Below are 16364 nucleotides of genomic sequence, written 5' to 3' on the forward strand. Positions count from 1 at the left end.
ATTTCCACTTACTTTCCCCTCTCAAATTAGAGAGGGAATTAGTAAGAATTGATTGATGAATGTTTATTAATTATCTCTCTCAGCAACGGTTGTTTTTAATTTTTCAAAACCTGTTTTAAGTGCTTCAAAAACACGATTTTTAAAAGACTCATCTAGTTCTGATTCTACGTCTAGAAGCAGAGCTGATGCACTTACCGTATTTGATTTTAAAATTTGTTGTGTTGTGATTTCGAGTTGAGCTTTTCGGAGTAATGCTTCTATCTCTTGATCAGTAACTTTTTTATTATTTTTTTCAAGTTCTTTTATTTGAGCTACCAAACTAGAAACCTTACTTTCTATAAGCTCTGTAGTTATATCCAGCGAATTGCTTTCTTCAGTTAATTTACTATCAATTGTATCTGTTCGCAAGGTTATAGCTTCATTTGTTTTTTCATCAAACATATTTTCTGGAATTACTATTTGGTCACTCTTAGGAGTTTCCTTTTTAACATTCTCATGTTTTTCCGTTCTCTTAGTTTCTTCCTTGTTTAGATCTGCTACAACAATTTCGGTTACTTCTTTTTTAGTTTCTTGTTTATTCTCAATAATATTAGATACTTGTTCGGGCTCTATAATCTCCTCTACTACGGCATCTTTTAACATATCTTGGTTAAAATCCTCTTCTGTAACATTAACAAATTGAGGGTTTGATGGTTTTATTTTATTATTAGATCGAATTAGAAATGTGGTTACAATTAATAATCCTACAAAACTAGCTGCAATACCAACCCACCAATATTTTTTAATTTTTTTTTGACCTAGTTGATTATCTAACTTATCCTCTAATTTATCCCAAGACCCGTGAGACGGACGTATTGAACGCTGCTCCAACTTCTCTCGTATACTATCTTCAAATTTTAATGGCGCCATTACTAATCTTATTTTGTTGGTTTAACTTTTGCTGTAACATTTTCCTTGCTTTAAAAAGTTGCGACTTTGATGTACCTTCACTAATTTCAAGCATTTTGGCAATCTCGTTATGTTTATATCCTTCTACAGCATACAATACAAACACCATTTTATATCCTTCTGGCAGACTATCTATCAAATCCTGAATTTGTTCTACTCCTAACTCTATATTTATATTATTCCAAGATTCTTCAGTATGATAAGCAATATCTTCTGTGAAAACTACTTGCTTTTGTTTCCTTAAAAACGATATTGATTCATTTACCATTATCCTTCTTATCCACCCTTCAAAACTTCCTTCGAAATTAAACTGTTTTAAGTTTGTAAATACTTTTAAAAAGCCACTTAGCATTACTTCTTCTGCGTGATGAATATCTCTTACATAACGACGACATACTCCCAGCATTTTTGCCGAATGTTTTTCATACAACTGATGTTGAGCATCTCTATGCTTATTTGCAGCCTTTTTTATCAGCTGTGTTTCGTTTTTATAAAACTGAATAACTTTCAAAGTAAAATCAATTATTTAAGACTCTCTATTTACATAGACGCAATTAAATTCAAAAAGGTTGTCTGGCCACAGAAAAAAATATTTTTTTTAATCAAGCTTTTCTATATCATCTATAACCCACTGTAATTCCTCGTCTTTATCATTTAAAGTTTTTTTGATAGAGATATCCGGCTTAATCCCATAACCATCAGGCTCTATTTGATAAGGTGCATTTATTTTCATTAATCCTACTCTCATATTAATTCTAGAATTGGGTAATTCTACTTTTGCATACATCCCTGCTACTGTTCCATTATAAGCTCCTCCGGTTTCTTCTCCAACAAATGTAGCTCGTTTAGTTGCTTTTAAATGAGTAGAAAGAATACTACTTGCAGAAAAACTTTCTCCATCAATCAACACATACACCTTACCTTTAAAAGAATTTGGCTTAGGTTTTCTTAATTTACTATGCTTAAATTTAAAATAAGCTTCGCCATCTTCTTGCTTTACTTTAAACATTTGATATATTCCTAATATAGGTGATAGCATTGTAGCCATGGTTTTTGTTCCCCAAGACTTTGTATGAAAATATGGATATAAAAAACTTAAACGTCCTGTCATTTTAGATTTTTCTATAAACACGTATTCTTTATCCGTTAAATAGGAATATAAATCATCAATCTCTGTAAGTCTACCACCAAGATTACCTCTTAAATCAAGTACTAAATTTCTGCATTTTGAAGAATCAATTTTAGCAAAACTCTCTTTATAAAAATCTTTATACCCGCCATTGGTAAAACTTCTAATATTCATATATCCAACTAGTGTATCGGATTCTAAAAATGAAAAATTTCGATTATAATCTTTTGTTTTTTTGTTATAACCATATTTAAAATTTTTCTTCCGCGTTTTCTTTCTAAGTTCTTTAGCTATTTTCTTATCGACTTTACTCCACTTTTTATCTTGAACACTAGTAGAATCTTTTTTGGTTGAAACTTTAGTTTTATCATAATCTGCATATATATATTTAGAATACAGACTATCCTTTAATTTTAAATGCAACAATATGCTATCGTTTGGTTTATGAGTATTTGAATAAAAAAAACCGAAACGACTGCCTACAAACTTCGGCATAAACGTCTTATTAAAACCATCACTAGCGTGCAATTTATTAAAAGAATCAAGCAAATCATTTACATTTTCATTCTCTACTTTAACAACTTCTGATCCTTCTATTATAGTTGTATCTCCTTTAAAAATTTTTCTTACAAATAGTTTTTTATCGGATGTTTGAAACGATACAGAATGAAAAGGTGACGACCTTTTACCTTTTTCTTTTATCTGCTCTTTAGTTTGTTTTATAGATGGAACATGTATTGATAAATGGCCTTGTTTTATACTGGTAAAAACTGGCGCAAATAAATTATAAAATTCTTTTGTAGTTAATGGCTTTGTTAACTCACTCTTTAATTTATTTATGCTTTCTTCCAACTCTTCCTTAGATACATACCAATAAACATCAGGGTGTAATTTTACCAGTTTTTTATATGCATAATCAACATCTTCTCGTAAATCAATAGGGTTGTGAGTTTTATTTATTTGTTGGTTGTATTTCTCTACAGATGCACAACCGGATAATAATAAGATTGAGAGATATAAAAATAGTTTTTTTTTCATAGATATTTTTATTTAAAAATCGAGCAACTTTATTCTAAATGATAGACGTCAAAAAGAATAAAAAGGTTGTCTTGGTACAAAAAAATAATTAACTATTAATATCAAAACCAATACCATAATTATGTTTTTTAGATAAAAAACACGGTAATTACTTGATTTTGGATGTTGGAATTCTGCTTAGATTATTTCTTACGGTCAATAACGTAATTAACCATTAATTGTAAAGAGGATTTATATTCGGATTCTGGATATTCTGAAAGTATAGTTAACGCCTCTTCTTTAAACTTATGCATTATAGTTGTAGCATATTCTAGTCCTCCACTTATTTTTACAAAATCAATAACTTCTTTTACCCGTTTTTTATTCTTATTATGATTTTTAACAGAGTTAATTAGCCATTTCTTTTTTTCTTTGGAGCAATGATTTAAAGTATAGATTAGGGGCAATGTCATTTTTTGTTCCTTAATATCTATTCCCGTAGGTTTACCTATTGCTGTATCCCCATAATCAAATAAATCATCTTTGATTTGAAACGCCATCCCAATTAGCTCTCCGAACTTCCTCATCTTTTCTACGGAATCAGAATCTGGTTCCACAGAACAAGCACCGACGCTACAACATGCCGCTATTAAAGTAGCTGTTTTCTGACGAATAATCTCATAATAGATTTCCTCTGTAATATCAAGATTTCTTGCTTTTTCAATTTGTAACAACTCCCCTTCTACAATCTCTCTAACTGCAACTGAAATAATTTTTAATAAATCAAAATCATCGTTATCAATACAAACTAACATGCCTTTTGATAGTAAATAATCACCAATAAGTACGGCTATCTTATTTTTCCAAAGCGCATTTACAGAAAAAAAACCTCTTCTACGATTAGAATCATCAACTACATCATCATGAACAAGACTTGCTGTATGTATCAGTTCTATAACAGAAGCTCCTCGATAAGTACGTTCTTTAACCTCTCCGCCAGATACCATCTTAGCAACGAGAAAAACAAACATAGGGCGCATCTGCTTTCCTTTTCTGTTTACTATATAATGAGTAATCCTATTAAGTAAAGCAACTTTGGAATACATTGATTGAGAAAACTTTTGCTCAAAAAGCTCCATCTCATCAATTATAGGTAATTTTATTTGCTCAACAACTTTCAATCTAAAGTAGATTATTTTGTTTTCTAACTAGTTGCGAAGATAGTACAATCCATAATTAGGGTCAAAACACTTGATAAATAATTTACAAGGAAGATATGTTCTAAGATTTATTTGCCAATTGTCCACAAGCTGCATCAATATCTTTACCTCTGCTTCTTCTAACATTTACCACAAAACCTCTAGACTCTAATGCATTAATATATTGCTCTATCGCAGAATCAGGAGCTTGTTGAAATTCTCCATCATCAATTGGATTATACTCTATCAAATTAACCTTACAAGGAACGTAAGAACAGAACTTTAATAACGCATTTATATCCTCTTTCCTATCATTTATACCTTTCCAAACAACGTATTCATATGTAATCCTACTTTTCGTTTTCTCATACCAGTACTCTAGTGATTCTCTTAAGTCTGTAAGTGGGAAATTCTCATTAAACGGCATAATAGCAGTCCTAACTTCATCTATTGCCGAGTGCAACGAAACAGCTAACCTAAACCGTACTTCGTCATCGGCCATTTTTTTTATCATTTTTGGCACTCCTGATGTAGAAACGGTAATTCTTTTCGGAGACATTCCTAGTCCTTCTGGAGAAGTAATCTTATCAATTGCTTTAATAACATTATTATAATTCATCAACGGTTCACCCATACCCATAAAAACAATATTGGACAATGGGCGGTTGTGATATAATCTACTTTCATTATCTATAGCAACAACTTGATCATAAATCTCATCTGGATTGAGGTTTCTCATTCTTTTTAGACGTGCCGTAGCACAAAATCTACAATCTAAACTACAACCTACTTGAGAAGAAACGCAGGCAGTAGTTCTGGTGGGTGTAGGAATTAAAACAGATTCTACTACTAATCCATCATGAAGTCTAACGGCATTTTTAATCGTGCCATCAGTACTTCGCTGCATTTGATCAACACTGATATGATTAATAACAAAATTATCTTCGAGTATTTCTCTTGTAGTTTTTGAAATATTCGTCATATTATCAAAACTATGTGCTCCTTTACTCCACAACCATTCGTATACTTGATTTCCGCGAAAAGCTTTATCTCCGCTTTCTACAAAGAATTCGCGTAATTGCTCTTTAGTTAAAGCTCGTATATCTCTTTTTTTTGACTTCATTTATATGCAAAAGTATGTAAAAGATATAGGATCTCTAACAGAAGGTATAAACTATTTAAGAAATATCGCTAGAGGGGATCTAGCATTAGAATTTTACAGTACGAAAATCTTCTCTGTTATCTTTTTTGGATGATTTAATACGCTTCCATTGCTGCACTCCACCGCTACCGCGATACTTAACATTAAGCACATCGCTGTCATCTTTATCAATCCAAATCTGGCACTCGGATATTTTTCCAGTTCTTATATCAGTAAACTTACCATTAGTGTACTTAAATTCACTTTTATTCTTCAAGTGTTTAAGTATAACTAATCCTTCTACTGGTTGATTTTTATCATCACCTTGACACTCGTAACAAACTGCATCTCTTTCTGATTGACGCAACATCTGTTGGATAGAACCAAAAACCTGATTTTTGATCATATATAATTGAACTATATTGATCGCTACTCCAGTTTTTTTATCATATGCTTTCCATTGTCCTAGTACTGGATTGGCATCATACGTTCCTAACAAATCTTCTTTAAGTTGTACATCAACAGGATTCTCTCCTAACCATATTTTAAAAAGAGCTTGCTTAAACTCTAAACTATTGGTAACAGCTCCAAGTCTTTCTTTGTTTTTATACAAAGTTAGCTTTTGATCTTTTGTATATATAATTTTAAAAATCTCATACTTGTTAATTGTTTTAGGAAGAAGTTTGATAAAATCCCTTATTTGATCTTCCATCAAATAGCTGTTTCCATCTGTAGCTCGCTCTAATCCGTTTCTAATAATCTCTTTTAAATCATCATTAGTAATATCAGAAATTGTCTTGATGGTAAGTGCCATCGTAGCATCTTTATCGGCTACCATAAGACCATCTTCCACTCCGTCAACTTCGAAATCCAAATATAAACCGATTGTATAGAGTTTCTCTCGCTCTCCTGCTCCATTAAGCATTAGCTCATTATTTTCAAATACATCTATATCATTATAGTGAAGATTACCTACCTTGGTTTGAGAAAATGAAAATAAGGTTACAAAAAATAAAACAATGTGTAATATTCTGTTCATAGGTTAATTTTAAAATTACTTAGGGTGCTCGCAAGAAACGATTAATTTTTCAAAAATATAGAACCAACAATTAGCTGTATTCATTTTTTCGACAAAAAACCAAATTAACCGACATCTTACTCTTTTTAAAACTACGGTAAAACCGTATTTTTTCAAAAAGCTCCGCAAAATACTTATTTTTTATGAAATAAACATTATAACTGATTAATTTTAAGATTTCTACAACAAATATTTAAATCTATACTTTATGTACTCACAATACAAAATGTAGGATTTACAATACATAAGCAAACAAAAAGGCTCCACTTTTAAACAAAATAAAGTGAAGCCTTTTAGTATACATTTTATAAAATGTTAGATGATTAACATTGCATCACCATATGAGTAAAACTTATATTTTTCTTTTACAGCTTCTTCATAAGCTTCCTTAATAAAATCATGACCAGCAAAAGCAGACACCATCATTAACAGTGTTGATTTTGGAGTATGAAAGTTCGTAATCATACTATTTGCTATACTAAAATCGTAAGGAGGAAAAATAAACTTATTTGTCCATCCTCTAAACTCATTCAAAGTATTATCTGAAGAAACAGAACTTTCTAATGCTCTCATAACCGTAGTTCCCACTGCACAGATTCGTTGCTTATTAGCAATTCCATTATTGATAGTTTCTGTTGCACGAGCAGTAACATATGCCTCTTCACTATCCATTTTATGTTTAGATAAATCTTCTACCTCTACCGGATTAAAAGTACCTAAACCAACATGAAGTGTTATTTCTGCAAAGTCTACTCCTTTTATTTCCAAACGCTTCATTAGATGTTTAGAAAAATGCAATCCGGCGGTTGGAGCTGCTACCGCACCTTCATTTTTTGCATAAATCGTCTGATATCTTTCTTCATCTTCTGGTTCTGCATCTCTTTTTATATATTTTGGTAAAGGAGTTTCTCCTAAGTCCGTAAGCTTTTGTCTAAACTCATCATATGATCCATCATATAAAAAACGAAGTGTTCTTCCTCTAGAAGTAGTATTATCAATAACCTCTGCAACTAAACTTTCATCATCTCCAAAGTATAATTTGTTTCCTATTCTGATCTTACGAGCAGGGTCTACCAACACATCCCAAAGACGTGTTTCTGAATTTAATTCACGTAATAAAAACACCTCAATTCTAGCTCCAGTCTTTTCTTTGTTACCATACAATCTAGCAGGAAAAACTTTAGTATTATTTAAAACCATAACATCATTAGGCTCGAAATAATCTATAAGATCTTTAAACTGTTTATGCTCTATTGTTTGATCCTTTCTATTAAGAACCATTAGACGTGCCTCATCCCTGTTTTCTGAAGGATATTCTGCTAATAGATCTTGTGGAAGGTCAAAATTGAAATGTGATAACTTCATTAGTGTCTGTTTTTTTTGGAGGTGCAAATATACAATCTCGACATAGGGGTTGTCAAGTAAATCACCATTTAAATTTTTATTTACAGTACTTTAAAATCTAATTTTTTCAAATCATTCCAAAAATCAGGGTACGATTTTGATACCACATCTGCATCATTAATAAGCAATGTTTCTCTTAGTGCTAAAGGAGCAAAAGCCATCGCCATACGATGATCGTGATACGTATCTATAGATATTTCTGACTTAATTGATTTGGAAGCTGCCAACCTTAAGGAATCATCAGTAATTGTAACATTTCCTCCTAATTTTTCTATTTCTATCTTTAGCGCTTCTAATCTATCTGTTTCTTTAATTTTTAATGTATGCAAACCAGTAAGATAACACGATTTACCTAGCCCAAAACAAGTAACAGCAATAGTCTGTGCAATATCTGGAGAATTAGATAAATCTAATTGTAACTCATCTGACTCGATAGCCGCAGAACTTTTGGTTAGTGTTATTTGATTGTTATGAAAAGTAGTTTCTACCCCTAGTTTTTTGTATATCTGCGCTAACGCAGAATCCCCTTGGTAACTATTTTGCTTATAACTACCCAAAGTAACACTCCTATTGTCCGACAAAGCCACAATACTATAAAAATAAGAAGCAGAACTCCAATCTGATTCTACAACAACCAATTTTGGTGTAGCTACTTTTAAAGGATGTATATTAATAACATTATTTTCGAAAGTTCCTTGAATCCCAACATCCTTAAGCAAACTTAAAGTCATTTTTATGTAAGGAATCGAGGTTACTTTTCCCTCTAAAACGATCTCCAAACCTTCCGGCAAAGAAGATGCAATCAACATTAAAGCAGAAATATACTGGCTGCTTACATTCGCGGCTAAAGAAACCTTATTTGTTTTTGGTTCTTTTCCAATAATTCTAATTGGCGGATATCCTTCTTCTTTCTCATAAGTTATTTCACATCCTAATTGCCTAAGTGCATCTACTAGGATTTTTATTGGTCGCTCTTGCATTCTTTTACTCCCAGTCAGAATAGTTTCTCTACCATTCTTTACTGCAAAATAAGCTGTAAGAAACCTCATTGCTGTACCCGCATGGTGAATATCGATTACCTCATCAGTACTTGCCAATGCCGCCTGCATTAATTCTGAATCATCACTATTTGATATATTCTCTATTTTAATTTCAGGATACAATGATTGTAAGATTAACAATCTGTTTGTCTCACTTTTAGAACCAGTAATTTGTAGAACATTATCCTTAATATTCGAAATGTGATTTAATTTCAAATTCATTTTATCTATTGGATTTACGTTTTCTTAATTCAAAATAATACCCCAGAATCATCCCATATGTTAATCCTCCTACAACACGAGAAGTTATATACCTTACCCAAAGACCATTATTTATTTTTTCATCTATAAAAGTATCGAATGCCAAGCCACCATATTGCATTAAATGTTCAATAATACTAAACAACACAACAAAAACAAGACCTAAAAGAAGTACAGATTTCCAATATCTTTTTGAGGAAATAATTGATTTAAACATTATTTTAATTTATTATTATTATGGTGACGATCGTGATCTCTTTTTGTCTTAATATCCAACTTTTTATCGAAAGCTTCTTGAAGATCGATACCCGTTTGGTTTGCTAAGCATAATACTACAAACATAACATCTGCTAGTTCTTCTCCTAAATCTTTATTTTTATCACTTTCTTTTTCACTTTGCTCACCATATCTGCGCGCTATTATCCTTGCCACTTCTCCTACTTCTTCGGTAAGTTGTGCCATATTGGTAAGCTCATTAAAATATCTTACTCCATGATTCTTAATCCAATCATCTACCGCTTTTTGCGCATTTTGAATATCCATTCTTTATATTTTTTTAAGAACTACTTGTTCGTTCTCTTTTTTTATCACTTGATTATAGAATTCCTTAATAGTTGGGTAATAGTTAGCCGGAATTACTGGAGATGTAACTGTTTCATCCACCATAACCTGAATTACCCCATTAGAAACATTTGATCTAAAGACAAATTTACCCATATTATCTGGTAATTTAAATGCTGATGTTTTTGGATACTCCACAACCTCATACCCTTCAGGTATTTTAATATTTACCATATATTTATTTGAAAAACCATACCCGAAATCTATAGGATATTTTCTGTCATCAGATTTAAAAACATTTTCTTTATCCCTCAAAAATAATAAAGGTGAAAAGAATATCTCGTTATCAATAGCCTCTATTTGATCTTCTATTACAAAATTAAATTTTTCATTAACACCTTTTCCATACTGGTTCACTCCTTTTACCGTGTATTCTTCTAATTCAGTAATTCCATATTTTTTCTCAAAACGCTCCGCTTTGCTTTCATCATCTTTAGATGAATTTTCAACTCTATAACTATGAGCTACATAATCCTTATAATCAACACTTAATTTACCTTTTGCAATACCTTCTTGATCTATTTCACATTGCATTCTATAGGATTTAACAGAAGGTTTTACTGGTCGAAAATTAACCATTTGGGAAGTACCATTTTTAGCAATTACTCTTCCCATTCCTTTTATAATTCTATCTGGCAAAACATTAGGAACTCCATGTTTGTCGGTGGCATCTAAATATATTAAGCTACCATCTGCTAGCTTAACCCTACTTATTACATAATTAAAACCATCAATTGTTGGGAACAATGAAATTACCTTATCACTTGTACTACAAATCACTGGATTAGCATCAACACCTGCATAAACAAGCATAGAAGTAAGCATTAAATTTATTTCGGCTACACTACCAGTATTTTCTTTATAAGCCTTTTTAGTTCCTATTTTTGTAAAAACTCCTCTTCTCTTATCCCAAGACATCTTTTTCTTCAAATAATCATAAATCTTTACAGTTTTGTCTAATTCACTACTAACATCACTTACTAGTTTGTTTATATCTTCTTTATAATAATTATTTCTTTTAAGCTCATCTCCAAAACTTGGGTTTTCATAAATAGTTTTTGCAACATCTTCCCAAGTGGTTGAACGGTAATCTGCCGGTTCATTAGGATATTTAACATAAGATAACTCATAATTAATTGAGGATATATAATTCTGTATATTTCCAGAATATGGCTCATATTTAAACGCAGGAATACTAGATGAATTAATTGTATTAATATTAATACGATAATCAACTTTACTATTGGAGTACTTAGTATTTCTACCTTGGGTACTTACACCACTTGACCTAGACTTTGATGTCAGATTAATAACATCTTGAGCACTTGACTCCTTAAGATTTATTGGTAAATACCCACTAGTAAGTTTCTTGAAATTAAAATATTCCGGCATCTTAATTTGAACTTCAAGCTTATTTATCGGTATTATATTTTGCAAGTAAATTCTATCGATACTGTAAACAAAAGGAGACGTGATTTTATATTTAAACTCTATTACAGACCCATCTTGTAGGGATGGCATTGTAAATTTTATCTGATCTCTATTTTCTGTGTATTCATTTTTAAATATACCGTCTTTCTTTAATTTAGTTTCTATGATTTTATCTCCTACATAAGAATAAGTAACCCCTTTAAGACCACTCACTTTCTCTTTATTCCCTCCATATTTATACAAAAAAATCTCTTCTGTTGCATGATCAGAACCGTTTTTATTATAAAGCTTAATACGCTTAAACACTTCTGTTATTAACTGAAAACCGTTTTGCTGATTAAAGTTATAATAAACCTTCTTATTTTCATATAACACTGCAGCATTTGCTGAACTATCTAGTGGATATGATTTTTCGATTAATTCTGCTTTTGATACTTTACCAAACTTATATTCTTGTGCAATTGTATTTACTGATACCATCAGCAATACAATTATAATTGCTTTATGTAATTTTCCCATTGATATTGATTGATTAGTTGTTATTGTTGTTTTAGTACTATTTTCGTTTTATCAGCTTTCTGGATTTTAGACATAAATTGTCTATATTCTTCATACTTTTCTTTAGGATATCTACCGTCGTTGATTCTTAATTTTCTAACATACTTAAGAGTAGATTGATCCACTTGCTCTATACTACAAGAATATGTCCCAAAAATTGTTTCAAATACTTTTTCCTGAGGAAGTTTATTAACTATATACCCTACGGGCACCTTTATTATATATTCGTCTGTATCAACATACCCTCTAGAGATTACCAGAGCTGTTTTTCTGTCTTTATATTTAGGCTTCTTACTGTTAACTCTATTAAAAACATTAGGTATAATTAAAAGCCTACTGCCAGCTTTGGTAGCATAATTTGTAGCATTTACCTTCACTGTCTCATTATAGATAACATCATCCTTATTGTCACTAAGTTCCAAAGACATAACATTTAGATTATTGATGTAATCCCAATACTCTTTATAATATAGTTTTTGATCTTTAACAGACTTTAATTTTGTTAAATACCTCCAGTCATACTGTAACCCTTTAGATGTTGAAGTAACTTCACCTACCATGGAAGCATCTTCTTGCAAGTAAATTGTTGCTTTAGTATCTAAGGTGTTTTCTTCTGGTTTATATTTTTTAGTTCTTTTAATTTTCCCCCCATCTGGTGTAATAACTAGAACATCTCGATCATCAGTAAAATCTCCAATAAAATTAAATGGAGCAGTTTGACTTGTACATTCTAACCAAATATCTTCTTCGTTATCTACATCAGGTATATTTAAAATTACATGATTACCTTGCATTGAAGCAAAATCATTATCTATATCTCTTTTTTTAGAATCTCCATATACGATAGTATAATACGCTTTAATATCTTGAGATTCTAAAAGCGCTTTTGTATAATTTGTTAAAGCTTTACAATCTCCATACCCCAATCTATCTACATCTTCTGCTTTCATGGGCATCCATCCCCCAATTCCCAATTGCACACTTATGTATCTAGTCTTGTTTTGCACATACTCATAAATCAATTTTGCCTTTTCTTTTTTAGAAGTAGCGTCCGAAACTAAATCAGATATTTTTTTGATGACCTCTTCTGGCAATTCATCTCTTCCAGAAACCAAATTTTGATATTGCCATTTACCCATAGTTTCCCAATCATCTGCTGCACCTTCAACATTAACTAAAGAAAAACTTCCTAAAGTTATTTTACCTGTAGGTACCAGTTCCGAAAAAGAAGGGCTTTGGTATTCTTTTTTAAGGGCGGGAACTCTAGATAAAGTATAAGATACTTCTTGATTTACTTTTTTAATTTCTACTGAATATCCTTCAAATGCCTTTTCTTTTGTTCTTAAAGGTATTTTTTTAGGATTAATAATAGTATAAGATGTGTTCTCGATACTTAAACCATAATCGGTAATAGGAAACCAAGGTTCTATAAATGCCGAATTTTTAGTTTCTACCTCACTTTCATAAACCAATGTATAGGGATACTCCACTGGAGTATGTTCAAAATAAATAAATCGATTATCTCCTATTAAAGAAAATCCATCATACATACTTCTATCACTAAAGTCTTTTCTCTTAAACTTCTTGATTTCTTGACCTAAAGCATTAAAGACTGTGGCGCGTGCTCTTTTTATTTTTGTTTCGGGGTCATAAGGCTCATAAGAATCAGCTAAACGATTACCATATTTATTCAATACAGTTACAATCCGCTTTGTTTTAACTACAACAGAATTTATAGAATTAATCTCTATTACAACATCTTCTGATCTTACTATAGCATTTGCATTATCCGTAAGTATTGAGTCTAAAAGTATGACCTGTAAACTAAAATCTTCTTGGCTATTAATTCCTGAAAAAGTACACAGGAAAAAGGCAACTAAAATTAGTTGTAATTTTTTAAGCATATCAAATTTTATTCTGGGGTGTGATTAATTATTCTTTGTTCTTAGTATCAATAATTATGGTTACTGGTCCGTCGTTAAGTAATGAAACCTTCATGTCTGCTCCAAAAACTCCAGTTCCTACTTTCTTTTTTAAGTTTTTTTCTAGCTCTTTTATAAATTCTTCATATAAAGAAATTGCTTTTTCTGGCTTTGCAGCTTTAATAAAACTCGGCCTATTTCCTTTTTTAGTGCTCGCATGTAATGTAAATTGACTAACTACTATTGCGTCTCCATCAATATCAAGAATACTATTATTCATCATATTATTCTCATCACTAAATATTCTTAGCCGACTTATTTTTCCTGATAACCATAATACATCATCTTTAGAATCTTCATCTTCAACTCCTAACAAGATGAGAAGACCCAAACCAATCTTCGAAATCTTGTCTCCTTTTACTTTAACTGATGCTTCAGAAACTCTTTGAATTACAGCTCTCATTATGTATGTGTCTTTTATAGAGGAAATGTTACCCTGAAAAATAAAATTTTATTCTTCATCGTAATTATTTTTTCGATAATGCTCTTCTTCTCCTTCGAGGATTTGCAAATAACTTTTATATCGAGACCAAGCGATCTCTTCCTTATCTAGCGCTTCTTTAACAGCACATTTTGGTTCATTTATATGTAGACAATTATTAAACTTACATTGTTGTTTTAGTTCGAAAAATTCTGGAAAATAGTCTCCAACTTCTTCTTTATCCATATCGACGATTCCAAAACCTTTGATACCCGGAGTATCAATAATCTTAGCATCAAAACTAAGGTCATACATTTCAGCAAAAGTAGTAGTATGTTGTCCTTGTTGATGTTGATCACTAATTTCGGCTGTTTTAAGAGATAAATTAGGCTCTATTAAATTAACCAATGTAGATTTTCCCACACCACTATGTCCAGAAAACATACTCACTTGACCTTCCATTAAGGTTTTAACTTTGTCAATATTTTTTCCTGTTTTTGCAGATATCCCTATACACTCATATCCTATATTTCTATATAAAGCAGCTAGATACTTTATTTCTAGGAGTTCATCTTCATCATAAGTGTCAATTTTATTAAACAATAAAATTGCCTTAATATCATAGGCCTCTGCAGTAACTAAAAAACGATCTATAAAAGCCGTAAAAGTTGGTGGATTATTAAGAGTTACTAATAAAAAAACCACATCAATGTTTGCCGCAATGATGTGAGTTTGTTTAGAAAGATTTACTGATTTTCTAATAATATAATTCCGGCGTTCTCTTATATTTTCTATAACACCGGTTTCTCTATCATTATTAGTTTCTACCTTAAAATCCACCCTATCGCCTACAGAAACTGGATTGGTACTTTTTATACCTTTTATTCTAAATTTACCTTTTATACGACACTCATATACAGTGCCGTTATCAGTTTTAACGGTATACCAACTTCCGGTAGATTTATAAACGGTTCCTGTCATAAACGCAAAGATGCAAATAAATCTCTATACCCAATAGGTATTATACACATTTAAGATTTAGCTACTTTTTTCTGATGATTTATAGACTCTTGATGGATTGCTTTATAAATTCTTAACATGAACTCTTCACTTAATCCCTTTTCTTCTCCTTCAAGAATCATTTTACCTAAAATTTCATTCCAACGTTTAGACTGCAATATCGCAACATTCTGTTTAGCTTTGGCTTTACCAATCTCATCAGAAATTTTCATTCTTCTGGACAAAACATCTAATAATTGATTATCGGCTACATCGATTTTTGCACGTAATTCATTTAAAGTTCTTTGGTATGATTCATCGACTCCTACTTCTTTACGAATTCTTAAATCTTTCATATGTTGAACTAAAGTTTCTGGTGTAATCTGTTGCGCGGCATCACTCCAAGCATTATCTGGATCATAATGCGTTTCGACTATTAATCCATCAAAATTTAGATCTAAAGCCGTCTGCGAAAGGTCAAAAATCAAGTCTCTTCTTCCCGCAATATGGGATGGATCTAAAATAAGTGGTAAATCTGGAAAACGATTTTGCAAATCAATTGGTATTTGCCATTCTGGGATATTACGGTACTTCGTTTTTTCATATGTCGAAAACCCTCTATGTATTACCCCCAAATTTTTAACATCGCACGTATAAAAACGCTCTACAGCTCCTAACCAAAGTGATAGATCTGGATTAATTGGATTCTTGATCAATACTGGATTATCAATCCCTCTACAAGCCTCTGCAATATCTTGCACTATAAAAGGAGAAACTGTACTTCTGGCACCTATCCATAATACATCTACTCCATGTTCTAGGGCCAATTCTACATGATGAGGATTTGCTACCTCAGTAGCTATCTTCATTCCTGTTTCTTCTTTAGCTCGCTGTAACCATTTCAACCCTAAAGCTCCAACACCTTCAAAATTACCTGGTCTAGTTCTTGGTTTCCAAATTCCAGCACGCAACACTGTAGCGTCAGAATCTTTAAGTTGATGCGCTATCTTAACTACTTGTTCTTCTGTTTCTGCACTACAAGGCCCTCCTATCACCAATGGGTGATCCAAGTTGTATTCGTCTAACCAGTTTCTAAGTTCTTTTTTATTCTCCATTTTTATTTTTTTATTCTCTA

At 31.5% G+C, this 16364-nt stretch carries 15 protein-coding genes; all 15 read right to left on the bottom strand.

Annotation, left to right across the window (positions count from 1 at the left end):
- Window positions 1-66: 66 nt before the first annotated feature.
- Window positions 67-909: a hypothetical protein gene (locus tag J8L88_RS09215; protein ID WP_211060582.1), complete on the bottom strand. Its 843-nt coding sequence runs from the start codon at window positions 907-909 to the stop codon at window positions 67-69.
- A complete protein-coding gene (locus J8L88_RS09220) occupies window positions 890-1459 on the bottom strand; it encodes an RNA polymerase sigma factor (protein WP_027393102.1) in 570 nt (189 codons plus the stop codon). The genes J8L88_RS09215 and J8L88_RS09220 overlap by 20 nt, the downstream gene beginning before the upstream one ends.
- A gap of 87 nt (window positions 1460-1546) precedes the next feature.
- A complete protein-coding gene (locus J8L88_RS09225) occupies window positions 1547-3115 on the bottom strand; it encodes a S41 family peptidase (RefSeq protein WP_211060583.1) in 1569 nt (522 codons plus the stop codon).
- 182 nt (window positions 3116-3297) lie between these two features.
- Complete coding sequence (locus J8L88_RS09230; protein ID WP_108802008.1) at window positions 3298-4275, bottom strand: polyprenyl synthetase family protein; 978 nt, start codon at window positions 4273-4275, stop codon at window positions 3298-3300.
- Between the two features lie 100 nt (window positions 4276-4375).
- Window positions 4376-5416, bottom strand: coding sequence for a 23S rRNA (adenine(2503)-C(2))-methyltransferase RlmN (gene rlmN, locus J8L88_RS09235; RefSeq protein ID WP_108802009.1), 1041 nt, complete (start codon window positions 5414-5416; stop codon window positions 4376-4378).
- A gap of 85 nt (window positions 5417-5501) precedes the next feature.
- Window positions 5502-6473, bottom strand: coding sequence for a chalcone isomerase family protein (locus J8L88_RS09240; protein WP_211060584.1), 972 nt, complete (start codon window positions 6471-6473; stop codon window positions 5502-5504).
- A 354-nt stretch (window positions 6474-6827) separates the two neighbouring features.
- Entirely contained in the window at window positions 6828-7877 is a 1050-nt protein-coding gene (gene queA / locus J8L88_RS09245) for a tRNA preQ1(34) S-adenosylmethionine ribosyltransferase-isomerase QueA (RefSeq protein WP_027393098.1), read from the bottom strand.
- A gap of 80 nt (window positions 7878-7957) precedes the next feature.
- The gene (locus tag J8L88_RS09250) at window positions 7958-9178 is read right to left on the bottom strand and encodes a 3-phosphoshikimate 1-carboxyvinyltransferase (protein ID WP_211060585.1); all 1221 of its coding nucleotides are present in this window, start codon (window positions 9176-9178) and stop codon (window positions 7958-7960) included.
- A gap of 1 nt (window position 9179) precedes the next feature.
- Window positions 9180-9434 carry a hypothetical protein gene (locus tag J8L88_RS09255; protein WP_233557547.1) on the bottom strand — a complete coding sequence of 85 codons (255 nt, stop codon included), beginning with the start codon at window positions 9432-9434 and terminating at the stop codon, window positions 9180-9182.
- Complete coding sequence (locus J8L88_RS09260) at window positions 9434-9760, bottom strand: nucleotide pyrophosphohydrolase (RefSeq protein WP_211060586.1); 327 nt, start codon at window positions 9758-9760, stop codon at window positions 9434-9436. Before J8L88_RS09260 ends, J8L88_RS09255 begins: the two co-directional genes overlap by 1 nt.
- A 3-nt stretch (window positions 9761-9763) precedes the next feature.
- Window positions 9764-11788 carry a DUF3857 domain-containing protein gene (locus J8L88_RS09265; RefSeq protein ID WP_211060587.1) on the bottom strand — a complete coding sequence of 675 codons (2025 nt, stop codon included), beginning with the start codon at window positions 11786-11788 and terminating at the stop codon, window positions 9764-9766.
- Window positions 11789-11808: 20 nt separating this feature from the next.
- On the bottom strand, window positions 11809-13731 hold the full coding sequence (locus J8L88_RS09270; RefSeq protein ID WP_211060588.1) for a DUF3857 domain-containing protein: 1923 nt from the start codon (window positions 13729-13731) through the stop codon (window positions 11809-11811).
- Between the two features lie 28 nt (window positions 13732-13759).
- Window positions 13760-14212 (bottom strand): D-aminoacyl-tRNA deacylase, encoded by a 453-nt coding sequence (dtd, locus tag J8L88_RS09275; protein ID WP_211060589.1) that lies wholly within the window; start codon window positions 14210-14212, stop codon window positions 13760-13762.
- Between the two features lie 48 nt (window positions 14213-14260).
- On the bottom strand, window positions 14261-15211 hold the full coding sequence (gene rsgA, locus J8L88_RS09280) for a ribosome small subunit-dependent GTPase A (RefSeq protein ID WP_027393093.1): 951 nt from the start codon (window positions 15209-15211) through the stop codon (window positions 14261-14263).
- A gap of 50 nt (window positions 15212-15261) precedes the next feature.
- Window positions 15262-16344, bottom strand: a complete 1083-nt coding sequence (locus tag J8L88_RS09285; protein WP_211060590.1) for a bifunctional 3-deoxy-7-phosphoheptulonate synthase/chorismate mutase type II — start codon at window positions 16342-16344, stop codon at window positions 15262-15264.
- Between the last annotated feature and the right edge of the window lie 20 nt (window positions 16345-16364).

Origin of the sequence: Aquimarina sp. MMG015 (genome assembly GCF_018100855.1) — a bacterium.
Lineage (GTDB): Bacteria > Bacteroidota > Bacteroidia > Flavobacteriales > Flavobacteriaceae > Aquimarina > Aquimarina latercula.

What these genes read in the sequence shown, in the direction of transcription:
- J8L88_RS09215 (WP_211060582.1), bottom strand. Translation starts at nt 909, where the DNA reads ATGGCGCCATTAAAATTTGAAGATAGTATACGAGAGAAGTTGGAGCAG.
- J8L88_RS09225 (WP_211060583.1), bottom strand. Translation starts at nt 3,115, where the DNA reads ATGAAAAAAAAACTATTTTTATATCTCTCAATCTTATTATTATCCGGT.
- rlmN (WP_108802009.1), bottom strand. Translation starts at nt 5,416, where the DNA reads ATGAAGTCAAAAAAAAGAGATATACGAGCTTTAACTAAAGAGCAATTA.
- J8L88_RS09240 (WP_211060584.1), bottom strand. Translation starts at nt 6,473, where the DNA reads ATGAACAGAATATTACACATTGTTTTATTTTTTGTAACCTTATTTTCA.
- queA (WP_027393098.1), bottom strand. Translation starts at nt 7,877, where the DNA reads ATGAAGTTATCACATTTCAATTTTGACCTTCCACAAGATCTATTAGCA.
- J8L88_RS09250 (WP_211060585.1), bottom strand. Translation starts at nt 9,178, where the DNA reads ATGAATTTGAAATTAAATCACATTTCGAATATTAAGGATAATGTTCTA.
- J8L88_RS09255 (WP_233557547.1), bottom strand. Translation starts at nt 9,434, where the DNA reads ATGTTTAAATCAATTATTTCCTCAAAAAGATATTGGAAATCTGTACTT.
- J8L88_RS09260 (WP_211060586.1), bottom strand. Translation starts at nt 9,760, where the DNA reads ATGGATATTCAAAATGCGCAAAAAGCGGTAGATGATTGGATTAAGAAT.
- J8L88_RS09265 (WP_211060587.1), bottom strand. Translation starts at nt 11,788, where the DNA reads ATGGGAAAATTACATAAAGCAATTATAATTGTATTGCTGATGGTATCA.
- J8L88_RS09270 (WP_211060588.1), bottom strand. Translation starts at nt 13,731, where the DNA reads ATGCTTAAAAAATTACAACTAATTTTAGTTGCCTTTTTCCTGTGTACT.
- dtd (WP_211060589.1), bottom strand. Translation starts at nt 14,212, where the DNA reads ATGAGAGCTGTAATTCAAAGAGTTTCTGAAGCATCAGTTAAAGTAAAA.
- rsgA (WP_027393093.1), bottom strand. Translation starts at nt 15,211, where the DNA reads ATGACAGGAACCGTTTATAAATCTACCGGAAGTTGGTATACCGTTAAA.
- J8L88_RS09285 (WP_211060590.1), bottom strand. Translation starts at nt 16,344, where the DNA reads ATGGAGAATAAAAAAGAACTTAGAAACTGGTTAGACGAATACAACTTG.